Raw genomic sequence first — 20,763 nt, 5'->3', positions numbered from 1 at the left:
CTTTGGTTGATGAGTGATGGTTAGGTAAATTAGTCTTAACCCTCAATCTGTAAAATCGCTTCTTTCACCTCCACCTCTGATTCAATAACTGCCATAATTCCTGGTAAATATTCATCCATCATCATCACGTTGGCGTAAACCATCTGTTGAATTAAGGCAAAACTAAGGCTGTCGCCTTCTACATCAATGCTGGTTTTGTAGCGGATTTCGCCATCATCGAAGTCTAGTTCAAAATTACCAAGAATTGTACCGTAGTTAGCACGGGTAATAAATTCGGCGATCCCTTGGCGTTTCTCTTCGGGAACTGCTTCGGGATAAAGGGAATAAAAGATAAACTGATTTTCTTCTTCTTTGACTTTAGCAAGGCAAGACCACTCCCCATTTTCACCTTTGAAGTTCATGTACAGAATAGACTCATCCTCTTCTTCTAGGAAAGGCCATTCTTCTGCTTTGAAGAAGTCGATTACAGTTTGATAAATATGGTTACTGACACTGTCTGATTTAAGTTCTTCACGAGCAATTTTTGCCCATTCTTGGAAGGTAGTTTCAATAGCATTAATGAATTCGCCTGTGGCATCTTGGGTAATGCTATTGAATTCTGTTTCTGCTAGTTTCTCAAGAGATTTGGTGATTTCTTCCAGAGTTTCAGGGGAAATATCTTCGTTGAGTTCATCAAATTCGGGTAGGTTTTCTTTTGCCCAGGTTTCGAGGTGGTTGCGGAGGGTTTGTTGGAGTTGTTCTTCGGAGGTAGGATTTTTCATAAGTAAATAAAAATTTGATATTTTATAATTCGAGAGTTGAAATCAAATCAAGGTTAGCTGTTCGTTCTGACTCCAGAATATCTAAAAATTCTTGGGCTGCTTTAACAGTTTTTCCTCTAGGCGCATCTAAACGTGCTAAATGAAGCTTGTCAACAGTTATCTTGATTTCTTGGGTAACTTTTTTACCCTCTTGTTTAAGTTTATTTATGTCTTTTAGAGATCCTCCTTTTTCCCGAATCTCTTTAGACTTTTTCTGAAGAGATTTCAGCTCATTTTGCTGATTACTTAAGGATCTTAAGAGCTGGCTAATTTCTCTTCCTAGTTTTTCATTCTCTTCTGCATCGCCGACCCAGACATTACTGGGATCATTAAACTTGTCGCGTAAGTACTTCTTACTTGCAGAAACAATAGCTTTATTACTAGCTCTAACTGGTTTGTAATTCATCTGAGATAGAATATCTTTTGCTTCCATGTAAGGTTTTCCTTCTACTTTCCGCTTTAAGTGTTTAACAATAGCTTCAAAAGAAACTTTATGCCTTCTGTGAACCTTGTTTTCCTTTTTTAATTTAGGTCTGCCGTTTACCATCTTGTAATGTGGCTTGTTTTTCTTTTGCTTCGCTAATTCTCTATCAGTGCTAACCCGCCATCTTGGTCTCCAACCCTTAAGCGTTTCCAGATTTACCTTTCCCTTTTCAGGCTTTTTATTAGATGTTTTCTTGACTTTTCTGAAAACATAGTTGTAATCCCAGCTATTGCCACCATCAACTACACTAATTGATCTAAATACTGGATGATTTCGCTTTACTCTCTTAGCAACTTTCCCAGCAGAACGACGATCAATCGTGCCATCGTCAGCAAATTCCTTCTCAGTTTTTTCAAATGCAGCTAAGCCAGCTATTTTGTCTTGCTTGGTAAACTTTTTGTCTTTATTTTTATCCTTATTTTTACCTTTCTTCCCCTTACCTCCCTTCCTCATACTTGTAGCCAAACCTTTCAGCTTACCCGCCACCTTCTGGGCTGCCTTGGCAATCTTAACAATGATGAAATTGGTAATAAACTCCAGCAAGACAATGCCTGCCGAAGCTAACACTGCCCCAAATTGTGGCCCTGCATTCCCAGTTTTCACCGCCTTCAAGAAAGTCATAAACCGTCCAAAGGCTTGAATAATTTGACTAACGGTACCCCAAGCAGCTTGTAACCCCTGGATAACTACTAATACTGCCCCTGCTGCGGGTACAATCATGGAAACCAGGCGTTCGAGCAACACACCCATAATAATCATGGGTAGTGACTCCTTAACCGCAGTCCAAGCCATCTTGCCAATTTCTGCTATAGAGATACCGCCCTCAGTCAAAACCTTCCACACCGCAGTACCTAGACCTAGAACCGCCTCTAACTTTTGATTAAACCAAACTTGAACCTGTTCCTGAAAGGCAGCCCAAAGATGATTTTTGATACCATCGGAGATAGCAGCACCCAGGTTACTAATCCATTCACCAGGATTAGCTGCAACATCTTTTGCGAGCACAGCAAATGCTCCCAATGCCTTAGCCACACCTTCGCCAAACTTAATTGCCCCCACGACAACGCCCTCGTAAAGGCTGACTACCCCTAGCATTCCCTGCTCCAAGATACCAAGGGCAGCATCCAGCCCTTTACCAAGCAAATCTAGTCCTTTCTGAATACCATCATTCAAGTCTTGCGCCAGCTTATTAACTGCCGATTCTGCCTGCTGGACTCGTTTTTGAATAGAATTTCGCCATTTCTGTTGCAAACTTGGCCACTTTGCCAGGAGCTTGTCCCCAATGGCAATCAGGGCATTGCCCACACGCCGAATCGTTGCTACAATCGCCTGACGAACTTTCTCAATTGCCTTAGCTGCTAGCTTCTTCGCTGTTTCAATTGCTCTGCGCATGGCAGCACGGGCAGCCTCAAAAGCTTTTTTAATTGCGTTCTTGATGCGGTTAAAGAATGCCTTAGCTTTACTCGCTAACCAGCCAAAGACACCACTGGATTCTTCCTCACCTTTTTTGCGCTCAGCAGCAGCTTGCTCTTCTCCTTTTTTGCGTTCTTTTGCGGCGTTTTGCTCACCTTTTTCAATTTCTTTTTGGGCTTGGGTCTCACCTTCTAGTTTCTTGGTGTCGATTTCCTTGATTCCCTCATCTACCAGGTTGTTGGCTTGGGTGTCAGATTCCTGAATCAAAGATTCCTGTTCCTTACTCCATTCTCCCCGCAGTTGCTGCACTTCAGCCTGGGCTTTACTTTTTTCTTGGGCTTGAAGCTGGGCATTATTCAGCTTAAGCTGTTCCATATCCTGATGGGATTTGGCTTTTTCCTCGGCAACCTTAGCAGTATGTTCTTGCTTACGAGCAGCTAAATCCCCTTGTGCTTTCGCTGCTGCTGCTTGAATTTCCCCACCTTTCTCTTGCTGCGCCAACACTGAAATAGCCTCAAGCATTTCCTCATTGCCACCTTCAGCAGTAACAGCTTTCACAGCACCACCTGGATTAGCTCCCGCACCAGTAGCAATTTGAGCCTTGAGGGTTTGCTGTGGTAGGGTATGCTCAATGGCGTTTTCACCCATGGGCTGTGCCAGTGCTTGCTGCCCTTGGGCTTGGGCTTCGGCAATGCTTTTGTCTAGTGCAGCTTTCTGTTCCTCAGCCCTTTGAGGATCTGCATTACCTACCAATTCTAATTGGGGAGGGGTACTGGCAGGAATTTCCCTGGCACCAGAATCTTGAACTGGCATTTGACTAATAGAAGCCTGCATCTTCTCCACATCAGATTCAGAAAGTTCCCCTTGTTCATTCCCTTGCACCGCAGGTGAAGGGGTTTGTACTTGAGGTGAGATTGTTTCAGCAGGAAGGGGCTGAGGTTCAGTAACTGGCTTGTTTTCCCCTTCGGGCTTTTTCTCTACAGCCTTGGGTTTATCATCTGGGGCAAAGTTTGACACCTCGGACGCGGGTAATTTTGCTCCCATGGGTGTTTCCCAAGTGGGTGGGTTGGTAGCTAGTGCTTCTCTGTGTTTACCAACAGTGGTGCTAACTGCAGCAGATACGCCCCCTAAAGCAGATTGCAATTTGACTGGAGGTAAGTTACTGATTGCTGCCAATGCTGCTGAGGGATCGGTTTGGGAAACATCTGGGGTTTCGAGTTGGGGTTTTTCAAGCTCTTGGGTTTTCTGATTTTGCTCTCCTGCAATGTCTTCCTCTCGGGCTGGAGTCTTGGCTTTTTCTGGCTTTTTTAGAGTTACTGATTGATTTGACCTGTTATTACGGCTAGGTATGTTAATTTTATTGGGCTTTAACTGCTGCTTTGGTTCTATCGGTGGCTGTTTTTGCTCTTTATTCTGAAGTTGATTCTCTGGTTTAATCTTTTCAAAGTTGTCCGTTTCTCTCTGGGCAAGAGGCTGAGAGGGTTTCACCGGTTCATTTGACCTCTCATTTGCCTTGAGTTGTAGCTTGTTTCGCTTCCTCTTAATTCCCCCGGTCTGCTGGATCGTATGGGTCAACTCATGGGCCGTCAAACTATTCTTACCAGGAGACTTACCGGCACCATAGAAAATATCCCTACCATGGGTAAAGGCTTGGGCTCCCAACTCCTTATTCATCTGTACGGCACTAGAGTCTGTATGCACCCTCACCCCACTAAAGTTAGCCCCAAATCTAGGTTCCATGAAAGCACGGGTAGATGCTGGCAGAGGTTGACCTGTACCCCGTCGGGATTGGATTTTGGTTTCTAAATTAGGGGATACTTGTGGAGTTTGACCAGGATTTGCTTTAGTTTGTATTTCCTCTTCGTCCGATTGTAACTGTAGCGCTATCGGCTTAGTTTGTATTTCTTCTTCGTCCGATTGTAACTGTAGCGCTATGGGCTTAGTTTGTATTTCCTCTTCCTCGGTTTGTAACTGTAGGGGGATCGGCTTAGTTTGTATTTCCTCTTCGTCCGATTGTAACTGTAGCCCATAGGGCTTAGTTTGTATTTCTTCTTCGTCGGATTGTAACTGTAGCGCTATCGGCTTAGTTTGAATTTCTTCTTCGTCCGATTGTAACTGTAGCGCTATCGGCTTAGTTTGTATTTCTTCTTCGTCGGATTGTAACTGTAGCGCTATCGGCTTAGTTTGTATTTCCTCTTCCTCCGATTGTAACTGTAGCGCTATCGGCTTAGTTTGTATTTCCTCTTCCTCCGATTGTAACTGTAGCGCTATCGGCTTAGTTTGAATTTCCTCTTCATCGGATTGTAACTGTAGCGCTATGGGCTTAGTTTGAACCTCCTCTTCCTCCATGGAATTTTGCACTGAGGGTGCTGGCATGCGCATTACTTGGGCTGCAACACTGTCTGCCTCCTTCTCGTACACATCATCTGGTTCCCCCACTTGCATTTTTGTCTGGATGAGACGATTGACGGCTTGGTTTCCCAGTTTTCGTTGGAGTTGCAGCATCGGGTGAACCGGGCCATAACTTGACCACGGTTTTTGAGTAACCGTTGAAGCTTTTTTTTGACCGTTTGCTTCTGTTGTTTTAGTTTGGGTTGCTCGTTGATAGCCCATGAGGTTCACCTTTTCCTTGGCCGTTGCTACTAATATGATGATGCAATTTTTACAGACTGAGTGTTTTGAGCCGTTACCTTTACGTTTCTTGCTCAGGGTCTGTCGAGGAGTCTTTCTCACGAATCTCTATGTCAGGACCAGGGCGAGGACCAGGGCCAGAACCAGAGCCAGGACCAGGGCGAGGACCAGGGCCAGAACCAGAGCCAGGATCAGGGTTAGGATCAGGGTCAGAAATAACTATACCTAATTGCCGTTCTATAACTAGGATTCGCTCTTGTAGATTTGTGATTTGCCCTTGTAGACTTTGAACCTCAGAAGCGTTATCCAGTTGATTCCTAGTCACAGCATCAAGTTTATCCATACTAATACTGTTATCAGCAATTTTGGCATTGGTCACCGATTTATCAGCAATTTTTTGATTGGTCACGGAGTTATCGGCTAATTTCGCATTACCGACAGAACCGTTTTGAATCTTGGCAGCGTTGACCGCATCATTGGCAATTTTGGCATTGGTCACGGAGTTATTAGCTAATTCGGCATTACCTACAGAACCATCCCCTTCAAATTTAGTGGCCTTAACAGTTCCAGCCACCTCTAATTTTTGACTAGGATTGGTTGTGCCAATGCCAACGTTGCCGTTTGGCTGTAACCTCATTATTTCTTGACCATCTGCAGCACCACCGCTCGCCGCAAAAATGAATCTGAATACATCATTGGTATTATCTCCCCATGCCAGTACAGAATCTTTGCGATCTGCCCCTTCATCTTTCAATCCTAGAAATACATTGTCACTATTCCAAGCAACTTGTAGTCCTGTTGTCATCCAGGGGCGATTACCACCTCCTAATCCATCTCCAACTTGCAAAAGGGATTGTGGATTTGTTGTCCCAATGCCGACATTGCCAGCATTATAGTAAATCTTGTTACTACTACCATCAGACCACTTTCCAGCACTAATACCAGTTAAAGCCGAACCATCCCCTTCAAAGTTAGTGGCCTTGACAGTTCCAGCCACCTCTAATTTTTCACTAGGATTATTTGTCCCAATGCCAACATTGCCAGCATTATAGTAAATCCTGTTACTACTACCATCAGACCACTTGGTGCCACCAGCGCTAATACCAGTTAAACCAGAACCATCCCCTTCAAACCTAGTGGCTTGGACAGTTCCATCTACCTCTAATTTTGTACTAGGATTTGTTGTCCCAATCCCAACATTACCAGAAGTAGGATGAACTGTTAACCCATCCCGCGAAAGCAGATCAGAAACACTAGGAAGCCAGCTATCATTATCTAAATTGGCCAGGTATGGTAAGGCTAGATATACTTCAAAAGAGCCGTCAGCCTCGTCACCCACTATACCCATAGAAAAACTCTGACCACCCAACCTCGTTACCTCAGATGTGGAAATTATGCCATCTACTCGATACCAACCATCTGGAGCATTATCACTTTGTTCCTTGGTAATTATCAATCCACTATTAGGCTTTCCGTTACCCCACCCAGCAAGTTCGCCAAATCCCACTTGTTTACCGGAAGAAATCTTGAGCCAAGCTTTGAGATGTACGTACTTTTTGGTTAAAAAATTACCTCGGGACTCAAAGGGAAAAAGTATCATGGTATGTTGTCCTGAATTATCCCCAGTAATTTTCAAAATCTTACCGTCAGGAAAACTAGCCCAACCATCAGCTAAACCACCTCTTTTTATTCGCGCACCTTTGTTAGTTCTGCCAAACCAATAGGGATTTTCTTCGGTTGCATCATCTACACTATCGGCAGCATTGGCTGGTTTTTCTCCTACATAAGGTCCTTCAAACCCTTTCGTGAAAGGGTGAGCTGCTTCTAAAGTAACATTCCCAAGGGTGGTGTACCCAGCAGGCTTGTTGCCATCGAGTATATTCATGTAGGAATTTCTGATTAGATTAGGCGGCATTGATGACCCCCTAATCATGCCAGAGGTTGTAATCTTGCCATTGACAGTGAGGTTGTCTTCGATAGTCAGCGACTTTGCCTTAACAGCTCCATCCACCTCTAATTTTTCAATAGGATTATTTGTCCCAATGCCGACATTGCCAGCATTATAGTAAATCTTGTTACTACCACCATCAGACCACTTTCCAGCACTAATACCAGTTAAAGCCGAACCATCCCCTTCAAAGTTAGTGGCCTTGACAGTTCCAGCCACCTCTAATTTTTCACTAGGATTGGTTGTCCCAATACCGACATTACCATCCACTGTCAGAGCACCAGTGGTATGTAAAGCATCATCCACCCTCAGTGCCCCAGATGAATGCCCTGAGCGAATTACCCCTGTAACTTTCACTTCATCATTATCTGCATCCCCCAAGGACACATTCCCTTTTACTTCCAGCAAACCATTCACTGTCAGGGAACCATCGATGGTTGAGTCTCCTGCCCCCTCAAATTTAGTGGCCTTAACAGTTCCAGCCACCTCTAATTTTTGACTAGGATTATTTGTGCCAATACCGACATTGCCGTTTGGCTGTAACCTCATTATTTCTTGACCATCTGCAGCACCACCGCTCGCCGCAAAAATGAATCTGAATGCATCATTGGTATTATCTCCCCATGCCAGTACAGAATCTTTGCGATCTGCCCCTTGATCTTTCAATCCTAGAAATAGATGGTCAGTATCCCAAGCAACTTGTAGTCCTCTTGTCATCCAGGGGCGGGGGGCACTAATACCTCCTACTCCAACTTGCAAAAGGGATTGTGGATTAGTTGTCCCAATACCCACATTGCCATTGGGGTCAATCGTCATACGGTGTTGATAGTTAGTAGCAAAGGTTAATGGGTGGTTCGATTCCGTTCCAATTACGCCTCTGGCTCCATTCCAATCATCATGACTAAAAACACTGGTTACTACCCCACCACCAGACCTGACATTTAACCGAGCATGCTGTGAACCTAAGATGTCTAAAACTTTGTTCCAATCCTGAGGATTATGAATAGAGGTTGTGCCAATGCCTACATTGCCATCCACTGTCAGGGAACCAAAAGCAGAATCATCCCCCTCAAACCTAGTGGCTTTAACAGTTCCAGCCACCTCTAATTTTTCACTAGGATTGGTTGTCCCAATGCCTACATTACCATTTCCTTTAATAACAAGGGCAGTTTCTTCAACTCCATCGTTACCCGTATTAACAAAAGCAATTCCTCCATCAGGGTTAGGGTTATTCCCATCGGTTTTTTCAATCACTAAAGCATCTTGACTAGTCCCAAAGAAATTGTTGTCGTACCTGAGTCGAAAACCATCTCCAGTAGGTGTACCGGATTCATTAGTACTATGAAAAATCTGAGTTCCTGTAGTCGCTAATTTTAAAGCCCCAGATACTTCTAAAGTGCTAGCCAGCACAGCACCCACCGTTAAGTTATTTTCTATGGTAAGGGAACCTGTTACCCGATCGGTCACACTTAATTGAGCAGTAGCGATCGCATCCCTAACACTGAGATTCCCATCCACTGTCAGAGGACCAGTGGTATGCAAAGCATCATCCACCCTCAGCGCCCCAGATGAATGCCCTGAGCGAATTACCCCTGCAATTGTCACTTCATCATTATCCGCATCCCCCAAGGACACATTCCCTTTTACTTCCAGCAAACCATTCACTGTCAGGGAACCATCGATGGTTGAATTTCCTGCCCCCTGAAATTTAGTGGCTTTGACAGTTCCAGCCACCTCTAATTTTTCACTAGGATTATTTGTGCCAATGCCGACATTGCCGTTTGGCTGTAACCTCATTATTTCTTGATCATCTGCAGCACCGCCTTCAGCCGCAAAAATGAATCTGAATACATCATTGGTATTATCTCCCCATGCCAGTACAGAATCTTTGCGATCTGCCCCTTCATCTTTCAATCCTAGAAATACATTGTCACTATCCCAAGCAACTTGTAGTCCTGTTGTCATCCAGGGGCGATTACCACCTCCTAATCCATCTCCAACTTGCAAAAGGGATTGTGGATTAGTTGTCCCAATACCCACATTGCCATTGGGGTCAATCGTCATACGGTGTTGATAGTTAGTAGCAAAGGTCAATGGGTGGTTCGATTCCGTTCCAATTACGCCTCTGGCTCCATTCCAACTATCATGACTAAAAACACTGGTTACTACCCCACCACCAGACCTGACATTTAACCGAGCATGCTGTGAACCTAAGATGTCTAAAACTTTGTTCCAATCCTGAGGATTATGAATAGAGGTTGTGCCAATACCGACATTGCCATCCACTGTCAGAGCACCAGTGGTATGTAACGCATCATCCACCCTCAGCGCCCCAGATGAATGCTCTGAGCGAATTACCCCTGCAATTATCACTTGATCATTATCACCATTCCCCAAGGACACATTCCCAGGCATATGCTCGGTATCACGGGCAATCACATCCCCCTGTACTTCCAGGTTTCCAGCAACGGTTAGGGAACCATCGATGGTTGAGTCTCCTGTCAGGTTTAAGTTGGTGGCCTTAACAGTTCCAGCCACCTCTAATTTTTCACTAGGATTATTTGTCCCAATACCTACATTGCTGTTTCCTTTAATAACAAGGGCAGTTTCTACAACTCCATCGTTACCCGTATTAACAAAAGCAATCCCTCCATCAGGATTAGGGTGATTAAGATCTCTTTGTTCAATCACTAAAGCATCTTGATTAGCCCCAAAGAAATTGTAGTCGTATCTGACTCGAAAAGCATCTGCAGTAGATAACTTAGCACCAGCAAGCTTGCGTACAGAATTATCCACTGCACTAACCTTACCGTTGTTGTCTAGGGTCACCCGTGCCAACAGAATCTCTTTATCATCCCTAGGGTCACTATCCGCATTTTTTAAATCTACATTACCGTCTTGGAGATTGTCTTGACTTGTGTTACTCCCGTAAATGACAAACTTGGGACGTTCAGTGGTGCGAGTGTATTTGATCTCGCTACCTACTCGGTAACCCTTGTCCTTAATTTCCCGATACATGACGGTAATTTCAATAGTTGTCTTGAGTGGTAATCCATCTAAGTTAATCGTGTTAATCGTGTCCGGTACTGTACAATTTGGTAAAACAATAATTTCTTGACCATCTTTATCAATGGCCATACCCTTACTAACGGCAATTTTTTTATCCCCGGCTTTAGTTACTTCTAATCCTTCCACCACACCCCATTCATGGAGTAAACGATTGTGACGCAGGCGCATGTCACGATGGTAGGCTTGCTCATCCTTAAAATCTTCTTCTACTAGAAACTGGGAAGTAAAGTAATTGGGACGTTGAATATTTTTCATTATGGTTATTATAGTAGTTTGAAATTGGGTCTGGTAAAAATTATTGGTTTTAGGGAGCAGGGAATAGGGAATAGGGAACAGGGAGCAGGGAACAGGGAATAGGGAATAGGGAATAGGGAACAGGGAATAGGGAGCAGGGAGCAGGGAGCAGGGAGCAGGGAGCAGGGAGCAGGGAGCAGGGAATAGGGAAGAAGTAAAAAATTCTGTTTAGCTGATTAGGCTAAAAAGCGCTAGATTGAGTTTTCTGTTCCAAAGTTTGTACCTTCTCCATTAGCAAGGAAATCGTATTGTTTTGCTCCTTCACCACTTTAGTTAAAACCGCCACGATATCCATCGGACTGAGGGTTTTCCGATCATGACTGGCCACTAAATCCGGCACATCTTCCGCAATAAATCCAATGTGGGTTTCTTTTTGGTGATCTTTTTTGTAGCTGAATTGGACCGGATTGAGTCCTTCCAGGGTTTCTATAGCATCTTCTATTGCCAGGGTATTAATATTCTCTTTCAACTCTCGTGAGGATACTTGCCCAATAGTGCGATATGTTAAATGACCTGTTACATTTGCATTACCATCGAAGTAGCCAGCATAACTAGTTTTGCCACCTCTGGCACGACCGTAGACACCGTATACAATTGCACTGGTATTATTATGAGCATCGGCTCTGCCGTAGACACCAAATCGGCTACCACTGGTACCACCTGTTGCTTGTGCATACAAACCAAATTTAGTGCCATTGCGATTGCCTCCTACAACGCTTTGAACTCCATAGGCCGTTCTATTGCCCGTATTAGTAGCAATGGCCTTGACGCTTCCAGCCACTTCTAATTTTTGAGTAGGATTATTTGTGCCAATGCCGACATTGCCAGCGTTATAGTAAATCCTGTTACTACCACCATCAGACCACTTTGTGCCACCAGCACTAATACCAGTTAAACCAGAACCATCCCCTTCAAACCTAGTGGCTTTAACAGTTCCAGCTACCTCTAATTTCTGCCTAGGATTATTGGTGCCAATACCAACTTTTTTTGAACCAAGACCAACTGATAAAACGGGTTCTCCGCTTCCTTGAAAAACTATTAGATCTCCGTGCTCTCGGTATTCAACTCCCCAGTTTCGATGAGATGGGGAATGAGCAATGATTGGTCGAGATGCATTGTTTCTAGCACTTTGATGGATGTACATCATCGGGGCTGTCCCGTTGGCAAATCCGATTGAGCCGTTAACCGTGAGTTCAGCATAGGTGCTATTTGTCCCAATACCTACATTGCCATGGTTATAGTAAATACTGTTATTACTACCATCATACCACTTGGTTTCACTGCCAGCCCTAATGCCAGTTAAACCAGAACCATCCCCTACAAACCTAGTGGCTTTAACAGTTCCAGCTACCTCTAATTTTTCCGTAGGATTTGTAATGCCAATACCAACTTTTTTATAACCAAGACCAACTGATAAAACGGGTTCTCCGCTTCCTTGAAAAACCATTAGATCTCCGTGCTCTCGGTATTCAACTCCCCAGTTTCGATAACGTGGGGAATGAGCAATGATTGGTCGAGATGCATTGTTTGTACCACTTTGATGGATGTACATCATCGGGGCTGTCCCGTTGGCAAATCCGATTGAGCCGTTAACCGTGAGTTCAGCATAGGTGCTATTTGTACCAATACCTACATTGCCATGGTTATAGTAAATACTGTTATTACTACCATCAGACCACTTGGTTTCAGCGCCAGCCCTAATACCAGTTAAACCAGAACCATCCCCTTCAAACCTAGTGGCTTTAACAGTTCCAGCTACCTCTAATTTCTGCCTAGGATTATTGGTGCCAATACCAACTTTTTTTGAACCAAGACCAACTGATAAAACGGGTTCTCCGCTTCCTTGAAAAACCATTAGATCTCCGTGATCTCGGTATTCAACTCCCCAGTTTGGATGAGATGGGGAATGAGCAATGATTGGTCGAGGTGCATTGTTTTTACCACTTTGATGGATGTACATCATGGGGGCTGTCCCGTTGGCAAATCCGATTGAGCCGTTAACCGTGAGTTCAGCATAGGTGCGATTTGTACAAATACCTACATTGCCATGGTTATAGTAAATACTGTTATTACTACCATCAGACCACTTTGTGCCACCAGCGCTAATACCAGTTAAACCAGAACCATCCCCTTCAAACTTAGTGGCTTTAACAGTTCCATCTACCTCTAATTTTTCCGTAGGATTTGTAATGCCAATACCAACTTTTTTATAACGAAGACCAACTGATAAAACTGGTTGTCCGCTTCCTTGAAAAACCATTATATCTTCCTGATCTCGGTATTCAACTCCCCAGTTTCGATAACGTGGGGAATGAGCAATGATTGGTCGAGGTGCATTGCTTGTACCACTTTGATGGATGTACATCATGGGGGCTGTCCCGTTGGCAAATCCGATTGAGCCGTTAACCGTGAGTTCAGCATAGGTGCTATTTGTACCAATACCTACATTGCCATTGTTATAGTAAATACCGTTACTACCACCATCAGACCACTTTCCAGCACCAATACCAGTTAAACCAGAACCATCCCCTTCAAACCTAGTGGCTTTAACAGTTCCAGCTACCTCTAATTTTTCCGTAGGATTATTTTTGCCAATACCAACATTACCATCCACTGTCAGAGCACCAGTGGTATGTAACCCATCATCCACCCTCAAGGCTCCAGATGAATGCCCTGAGCGAATTACCCCTGTAACTTTCACTTCATGATTATCCGCATCCCCCAAGGACACATCCCCAACAATATGCTCGGTATCACGGGCAATCACATTCCCTATTACTTCCAGGTTTCCATTCACTGTCAGGTCACCATCGATGGTTGAATTTCCGGTCAGATTTAAGTTTTCGGCGGAAATGGTACCATCTAGCTCTAAGTTATCGAGGTTAGATAACTTAGGACCAGCAAGCTTGCGTACAGAATTATCCACTGCACTAACCTCACCGTTGTCTAGGGTCACCTGTGCCAACAGAATCACATTATCATCGGTAGGGGCAAAACCAGTTTTGAAATCTACATTACCGTCTTGGAGATTGTCTTTACTTGTTTTACTCCCGTAAATGACAAACTTGGGACGTTCAGAGGTGCGAGTGTATTTTTTATCATTACCTACCGCTACTTCGTCACCATCATCCTTAATTTCATCATAGATGACGGTAATTTCAATAGTTGTATTGGGTTCTAATACATCTACATCTAAGTTAATCGTGTTAATCGTGTCCGGTACTGTACAATCCGGTAAAAGAATAATTTCTCGACCATATTTATCAATGGCCATGCCCTCACTAACGGCAATTTTTTTCGGCTCGGCTCTGGTTACTTTTAATCCTTCCACCACACCCCATTCATGGAGTAAGCTATTGTGACGCAGGCGCATGTCACGATGGTAGGTTTGCTCATCGTTAAAGTCTTTTTCTAATAGAAACTGGGAAGTAAAGTAATTGGGACGTTGAATATATTTCATAATCGTTAAGTAGTCGGAAAAAAGTAAAATTAACTTTTGAAATAGGGAGCAGGGAGCAGGGAGCAGGGAGCAGAGGGACTTTTGGCAACTTTACACAAGTTAGTACAGTCGTCCAGGTATAGCAGTCGCCAGGGCAGTTAGGACATGACAAAAGTCTCAAACCTATACCAAAGGGAACAGGGAACAGGGAACAGGGAACAGGGAACAGGGAGTAGGGAGTAGGGAACAGGGAACAAAAATTCTCACAATTCCTACACGGATTGGTATAAGTAAGCGCAAGAGTTTGACTTTTGACTTCTGACTTTTGACTTCTGACTTCTGACTTCTGACTTCTGACTTCTGACTTCTGACTTCTGACTTCTGCTATACTTACTCTCCTAAGATAGATTCGTCATTTTCTGTAATATTGCCCAAAATAGTATTAATTCCAATCTGGGAACCCGTAACTTCTTCAGAATCAGAATCAGAATCAAAAGTACCACCAATCTGCGTGGTGTAAATAATTTCTAGTCTGTACTTGCTATGGGCTGGTTTTTCCTGTTCGATGATGGCATTAGCGATTTCTATTTGTCGTTTGAGTTGCTCTGGGTTTAATCCTTGAGCTGGAGTGATTCTTACTATAAAAAAGTGGGGGATACCACCACCAAGGTAAGTGCCTCTACCCAGGAGCGATCGCGAGGGAAGTCCTTCGGGGTAAATTGGAATTTCTTCGGGGTCAATTGGGTTTTCGGGCTCCAGGAGTTGGGTGTCACCAATTTGAAATTCGGCATTGGAAGCGTCGATAATGGTGACTTTTTCCTCGTCCTCTAGAAATAATTCTAGCAGTTCTTGTAAATTGTCTTTAGTCCCTCGGAAACGATACAGTCTGACAGTATTGGCCAGAAATTTCCGTTGTTTTTGGACATCTAAATCTGCTCTGAGACTCAACGCCACCCAGCTAGATAACCAGGGTAGGAAGTCTGGGGGTGTTTTTTGGGGATGGAAGTAATTAGAAATACGGGCAATATTTTCTTCTAAACCCTGCTCACAAAAGTTGATCCCATGTGCACGACCCAAAAGAATATTTTCAAAGGGTAGTAAAAATTGACCAACGAAAGGATCGCTTTGATAAATCTCTGGCAGATAGTCTAACAGTTTACTGGGGTAACGGGCTGAGTTTTTCATTGGTTTTTAACCGTTGAAATCAAGGGTTTCTAAGGGGGATATGATGTCTATATCGCTGGCGGTAAGATCTAAATACACTAGTTCTTCTGGTTTGACCTCGATGGCACTTAGCTGTCCGTTGGTTTTAACTAGGCGTTGTTGATTGTTTATGGCATCAGGACGAGGAAAAAATACTTCGTCTTGCTCTTTATCTTCCTGGTTGGTTTTTTCTACATAATCCACACCTTCTAGTTCATCAAGTAGTTGATAAACTTCGGAAACATAAACATTTCGACCAAATGGCCAACCTTGAGGATTGTCAGGATTTGGTAGGGGATCGAAAAAGTTTTCCAGTGCGTTATTTATGTTGGTCCTAGTGGTTGCTACGTCTGCTTCTCGGTTGAGGTGTATGGTTAATCTGATGCTAATGGTGATGTACCGTGGCATAACTACATGGATTGCCGTGCCAATCAATCGCCGTTCTTCTAAGTGGTTTTTTACCTCGTTAATCAGCCTTGAGCTTGGTTGAGGGGGGCTATTTTCACGATTATTGCTGTCGGGGATAATAACAATACTAACATGACCTGGTTGATCCACAGGTTCGACTAAGGTATTTTCGACTAAGGCATTTTCCGAGTCCAGGTTACGTCGAGGTATACAGTGTGCCCTGGCAACGGTATCATCTGCATCATTTGGTTTCATTTCTCGGGCTAATTCCACAAAGTCGGCACAGGTGATGGCTCGGTAGCGATCGCGTACTTGGGTAATTGCCTCTTTAATCTCTGTCTGTAAATCCTTGGTTTGCTGCCAATCTGGTCCATTCAGCAGTTGTAAAAACATCCGCATATTGGCCTCTGTCACCCGATTTTGCCGATAGAGCAGCATTTCGGTAAGGTAGGCAAACAGCTCAATGACGGTAATACCAGGATCAGAAGGATTGTGATTAGTCCATTTCGGGGCATAGCTGGGAATCATACCCAGGGCTTCTTGCACCAAGTCGTCATAGGTGCGGTCATCAAGATTAGGCAATTTTATTGGCATGAGTTACCCTCCTCAGGATTCCACAAAGGTTAAATTGATGGTGTGGTTGCCGGAATAGACTAAAAAGCGATTAGTCTGGCTAGCACCTTCTAGTTCTTCGATGTCATTCACCTCCAAGCTAGAAACATGGTCTACTCCCGGCACTCTCTCCAGTAGTCGGTATAAGTCCGATTTATAGGGTTGACGACCAAAATTCCAACCCATTCCGTCAAAACCACCGGTGAGGGGATGCAGAAAATTAGCTAAGGTTTGTTCCACGGTTTGTGCTACCTCACGAGATCCTTCTAGGGAAGTAACCGCAATTTCAGTGGTAATATTGACACGGACATAGAGAGCGCCCACTACAGAGATTGCCACTGTGGGTTCGGTGTAGGCTTGTAGGTAGTTTTGGACGCGCTTGATTAGCTCCAAACTGGGTAGGGGTTTAGCTTCAGTGGAGCGGGGTACAATAATTACACTCACTGTTCCCGATAAATCCGGCTTGGTCTCCAGTCCAGCCAGGGGATTGGTTTTCAAATTGGCTAAGGGTACACACTTGGCTCTGCTTACCTCTGGTGAAGCGAGCTTGGCTAAATCTTCGTAGTCTTCCCTAGTCACAGCACGCTGACGATGGCGAATTTCCTTAGGTGCCCGCTCGATTAGGGAGTCAAGGCTTTCCGCTTGGGCCCCCCCTGCTGCTGCTTGATGGTTAATCACTTTGTCCACATAGGGGACTGTGGTTTTGAGTTGGACAATCGCCCCAGCCGGTTTGTTTCCAGCAGTTCCACCACCAGTTTGATAACGACTCATGCGGATATTGCCTTGACCAGGAGGAGGAATCAGTCCATTGCGTCCATCCCCAAAGGTGATTTTTCCGGTAAGATTATCAAAGACATAATGGCGATCCCGTGGTTCTGATTGATAGAAATCCGGGACTTGATGCCAACGGACCCAAATCTCTTGCGGTCTTCCGGTGTCATTAGTAGTAACCGTAATAGCCTTTTCCCCTTCTTCAAGGAGAATTTTGTCCTTTTCTAGGGCAGAAGGTATTTCCGGTTCCCGCACTTCCAGCTCTTGACCTGCTAATATTGGCTGACTAGTTGTCTGAAATGTTTGATTTTCAGTCCCGTCACTGGAGCCAACAATTTCCTTTTGGATCGTAGCTGTTTGTGCTGCCATGGTAGTGTTAAGCAGTACTTGTTTCAGCCTAGGTTCAACGTCGTAGTCACCCTTGAACCATTTAACCCGCAGCCAATAACGGGGAGGTAAATTAAAGTCTTCCCTTGGTGCAAAATCCCCTGGTGGCAGAAATTCAATTAAACCGGAACGGATAAAGTTTTCGGTTTCATCTCTTATGGTTAGTTGTTGCCATGCTTGGCCATCCCAATATTCCCATACTAGTTGAACTTGTTCAGTTTTAGGCAATTGTGTACCTACAATTGTCTCGAAGACTGCATTGTAAACAATTGATGAATTATTGTTTTGACTAACTTGTAAAAACCCGCGATCTTTATCTTCTAATTTTGCATCAGCAGGAATTTCTAAACGGATTTCTAATTCCTGTTCTGAATTAGCTTCTCTATCTAATAATTCCGGTATATTATGTTCCCAATTGGTGCCGAAAATCTTAACCTCAAATCCGGCTAATGATATATTATTAGTCAGGCAAAAATTATGGATAACTATTGAGCCATTTTCTCCAATTTTTTTGCTTTTATTTGGTGAAAATGGTACTAATTTTTCTCCATATTTTACCTCATCCACCCAGTTAAACAGGCTGATCTTACGATTGGTAAATTCTGTTCTAGCTAATGGTAAACTAAAGCCCAGATAGAAAGCTTTTTCATCAAGTTCGGTTCTTTGAAAAGGAATTAGTTTATTTTCGCTGTCAATAGGTTTAACTAGGTTATTTGAGTAAACTGAATCATTGTAGGTCAAAAGAGCTTCTGGTTCTTCTGATCTTGTTAATGTATAGCTAACTCCAATTGAGCTAATTGATGGCGGAGCAAAAGTTGCCTCAATGAATCGATATTCTGGTGCTGGTGGCTCTGGTGTTGGGACAATGCGCTCGTAGCGAGCTTCTCTACCATAATTACCGGAACTAATTCGCACCCGAATCCAAAAATCTTCTACTCCGTTAACCATTGTGGGAACAGGCGGTTCAGGAAAAGTGAAACGCACATAACAGTCAAGCTGAAAAGAGAACGCTTGGGCAATGGTTTCTGGTTCTGTAGTTGTTGTTATCCGAATCCAATATAGATTGGCGTCATTGATATTTGTCTGTTGCCAATCCGTGGGAGTCGTAAATTCAACACAACCATCAGCAGTCCACTTTGAGGTATTATCCTCAAGGTTGTGTTCTTCTTCTGTAAGTTGAGTCCATTGAGTTCCGTTAAAATACTCAAATTTTAAGGTATAGCCTTGCCCTTTAGTAGCTAGACTAAAATTAATATCTTTAAAAGTCTCAGTTGCTCCCACATAAAGAATATCACCAGTATTCTTGTTCAGTTCAAATCCTGTTGTATCCGAGGATCTTGCTTCTTCTGTCAGATCGATGTACTGTTCCTCGCTCAATAATAAAACCTGATCGAAGTATCCTGTGATAGTGAAAGCCTTGGTGGTGTCCTCAAAGGTTTGGTTAGAATTAGCTGGCAATCCCCCTTCAAGGGTGGAAGTTCCAATTGCCATCCACTTTTTGCCGTTCCAAAATTCCCATTTCAGTTTTGGCTCACCATCAGTCAATGTTGGTGGAATTCCGGAAGCTGGACTCGTAAAACGAATATTAAGAGTAACCTCAGCCTTATCCTGAGAAAAAGCCTGGCTATTTGCCAAATATAATGTATTTCCAAACTTAGGTTTTTCGCCAAAAGGAAAAAAATCTTTAGTCAAATCTAATGGAGATTGATTGGTAAAGCCTGTTTCAATTAATAGGTTGCTAGAACTAATACTCGCTTCAATTTTTATCTCATCAATTTCTGGTAGCTCATTAGCAGATACCATGTCCGTTGAAGATTCATCGGCAAGAGTAATGGGAGTTACTAAACGGCAACGAATCCAGCGGTTAGTTACTGAATTTACTGTACTTAAGGGAACAGCCAAAATTTTCCGTTGATCTGGCATTCGTCCAAATTCAATTTCGCGATCGCCAATTTGAGTCAAGCCTTCAGTAGTTTCATTATTGCTCGGTGTAATCTCTTGCCAATTAGCTCCATCTTCCGTTTCCTGCCAAATTTCCCATGTTACTTCTCCTGGAGTACCAAGGACTTTTGATAAATTAATCGTTACTTTAAAGGTATCAATTTCAGCAAACCCTAAAAGTTTGCTATGTCCGATATATAAAATATGTTCAATTGGTTGGTTGCCCCGAAAAATATCAACACCTGGTGATGCTGGGGTAGTAATAATTGAACTATGATTACTATACAAATCCTGTTCTGGATCCCGCACAAAAACAGAGTCTAATTTTGCGGCTGTTACTACCAATTCCCGTTCAGTTTCAAAAATAACAGGGTCTTGTTCTCCTTCCGCTGGAGGTGCAGCAACTTGTGTCCCTTTTGGGACTACTGCATCAACGATAGTTCCGGAAGCTAAGGAAAATGTCAAGGGTACTCGTGCTGGTTGGGGTGGTAAGCGAGACGCTCCTAATAAATCTAAAAAGGCTAAGAAGTTTTTATCGGGAACTTGATTGAGTCGCTCGATAATTATCTCGGCAAAACGGGCAAAGATATTAACTATAGCAGCACTCCTTCCTTGAACAGGTTGAGTTTCTCCTGTATAGTGTTTGATAAGTTCCTGAAGAGGTTTAGTTTCTCCTGTATCTGTATGTTTTCTAAATTCCTGAAGTAGTAATGCGAGTCGATATAAGCCGCTCTGTATAAGGAGCGAGAAGGCAAAAATCACTACTTTACAGGAATTTTGTCCATAGAGAACTTGATCGGCAATATCCTTTGCTGTCCGTTGATCAATTTTGGGCGCTAGTTTAACCATCAACCTGCACTCCCTTCTAGATAAAATGGATAAACTAGGTTAAAAACATTATTGGTTGCTCGCACTTGATAGTCGATATTGACCAGCATTTGTTCTGGAATAGGGGATTGAACGCGCACATCTATAACATCAATGCGGGGTTCAAAGAACAGTAAGGCTTCCTGTATAGCTTGGGATACTTTACCAGCAGTGGCAGGTGAATTGGGCTCAAAAACTAAGTCATAAATGCTGCAACCAAAGTCGGGACGCATGGCTCGCTCACCTTTGGCAGTACCAAGGATAATTACGATTGACTGGCGTACACTCTCTTCATATTCCGCAATTTGGAAATCTCCCCCGGTATCTAAACTGATGGGAAATCCTACTCCAACACCTAAAAAGGGTTTTGACATATAGCAATTCTCAGCAACATTTGATTTTAAGGCAATAGGCAAGAGGCAATAGGCAAGAGGCAATAGGCAATAGGCAAGAGGCAATAGGCAATAGAAAAGAGGGTTTTAAGGGAATCATATCC

General features: G+C 43.5%; 8 protein-coding genes. All 8 read right to left on the bottom strand.

Annotation, left to right across the window (positions count from 1 at the left end; genetic code table 11):
* Nucleotides 1–35: 35 nt before the first annotated feature.
* Nucleotides 36–761: a YbjN domain-containing protein gene (locus BJP34_RS08655; RefSeq protein ID WP_083305060.1), complete on the bottom strand. Its 726-nt coding sequence runs from the start codon at nt 759–761 to the stop codon at nt 36–38.
* Between the two features lie 22 nt (nt 762–783).
* Nucleotides 784–5,310, bottom strand: coding sequence for an eCIS core domain-containing protein (locus BJP34_RS08650; RefSeq protein WP_070391996.1), 4,527 nt, complete (start codon nt 5,308–5,310; stop codon nt 784–786).
* Nucleotides 5,311–5,389: 79 nt separating this feature from the next.
* A complete protein-coding gene (locus BJP34_RS08645) occupies nt 5,390–10,600 on the bottom strand; it encodes a hypothetical protein (protein ID WP_070391995.1) in 5,211 nt (1,736 codons plus the stop codon).
* 220 nt (nt 10,601–10,820) lie between these two features.
* On the bottom strand, nt 10,821–14,099 hold the full coding sequence (locus BJP34_RS08640; protein WP_070391994.1) for a tail fiber domain-containing protein: 3,279 nt from the start codon (nt 14,097–14,099) through the stop codon (nt 10,821–10,823).
* Between the two features lie 369 nt (nt 14,100–14,468).
* Nucleotides 14,469–15,263, bottom strand: a complete 795-nt coding sequence (locus BJP34_RS08635) for a phage tail protein (RefSeq protein ID WP_070391993.1) — start codon at nt 15,261–15,263, stop codon at nt 14,469–14,471.
* Between the two features lie 6 nt (nt 15,264–15,269).
* Nucleotides 15,270–16,283 carry a baseplate J/gp47 family protein gene (locus BJP34_RS08630; RefSeq protein ID WP_070391992.1) on the bottom strand — a complete coding sequence of 338 codons (1,014 nt, stop codon included), beginning with the start codon at nt 16,281–16,283 and terminating at the stop codon, nt 15,270–15,272.
* A 12-nt stretch (nt 16,284–16,295) separates the two neighbouring features.
* Entirely contained in the window at nt 16,296–20,249 is a 3,954-nt protein-coding gene (locus BJP34_RS08625; RefSeq protein WP_070391991.1) for a putative baseplate assembly protein, read from the bottom strand.
* Complete coding sequence (locus BJP34_RS08620; RefSeq protein ID WP_229424292.1) at nt 20,249–20,725, bottom strand: GPW/gp25 family protein; 477 nt, start codon at nt 20,723–20,725, stop codon at nt 20,249–20,251. The genes BJP34_RS08625 and BJP34_RS08620 overlap by 1 nt, the downstream gene beginning before the upstream one ends.
* Nucleotides 20,726–20,763 lie beyond the last annotated feature (38 nt).

The organism is Moorena producens PAL-8-15-08-1 (assembly GCF_001767235.1).
In the GTDB taxonomy this organism is placed as follows: Bacteria; Cyanobacteriota; Cyanobacteriia; order Cyanobacteriales; family Coleofasciculaceae; genus Moorena; species Moorena producens_A.
Note: the sequence above shows the minus strand (reverse complement) of the source record. Positions and strands in the feature narration are given on the sequence as shown.

Bases quoted from the DNA above. Each gene is read 5' to 3' on its own strand.
- BJP34_RS08655 (WP_083305060.1), bottom strand. From the start codon at position 761: ATGAAAAATCCTACCTCCGAAGAACAACTCCAACAAACCCTCCGCAAC.
- BJP34_RS08650 (WP_070391996.1), bottom strand. From the start codon at position 5,310: ATGGGCTATCAACGAGCAACCCAAACTAAAACAACAGAAGCAAACGGT.
- BJP34_RS08645 (WP_070391995.1), bottom strand. From the start codon at position 10,600: ATGAAAAATATTCAACGTCCCAATTACTTTACTTCCCAGTTTCTAGTA.
- BJP34_RS08640 (WP_070391994.1), bottom strand. From the start codon at position 14,099: ATGAAATATATTCAACGTCCCAATTACTTTACTTCCCAGTTTCTATTA.
- BJP34_RS08635 (WP_070391993.1), bottom strand. From the start codon at position 15,263: ATGAAAAACTCAGCCCGTTACCCCAGTAAACTGTTAGACTATCTGCCA.
- BJP34_RS08630 (WP_070391992.1), bottom strand. From the start codon at position 16,283: ATGCCAATAAAATTGCCTAATCTTGATGACCGCACCTATGACGACTTG.
- BJP34_RS08625 (WP_070391991.1), bottom strand. From the start codon at position 20,249: ATGGTTAAACTAGCGCCCAAAATTGATCAACGGACAGCAAAGGATATT.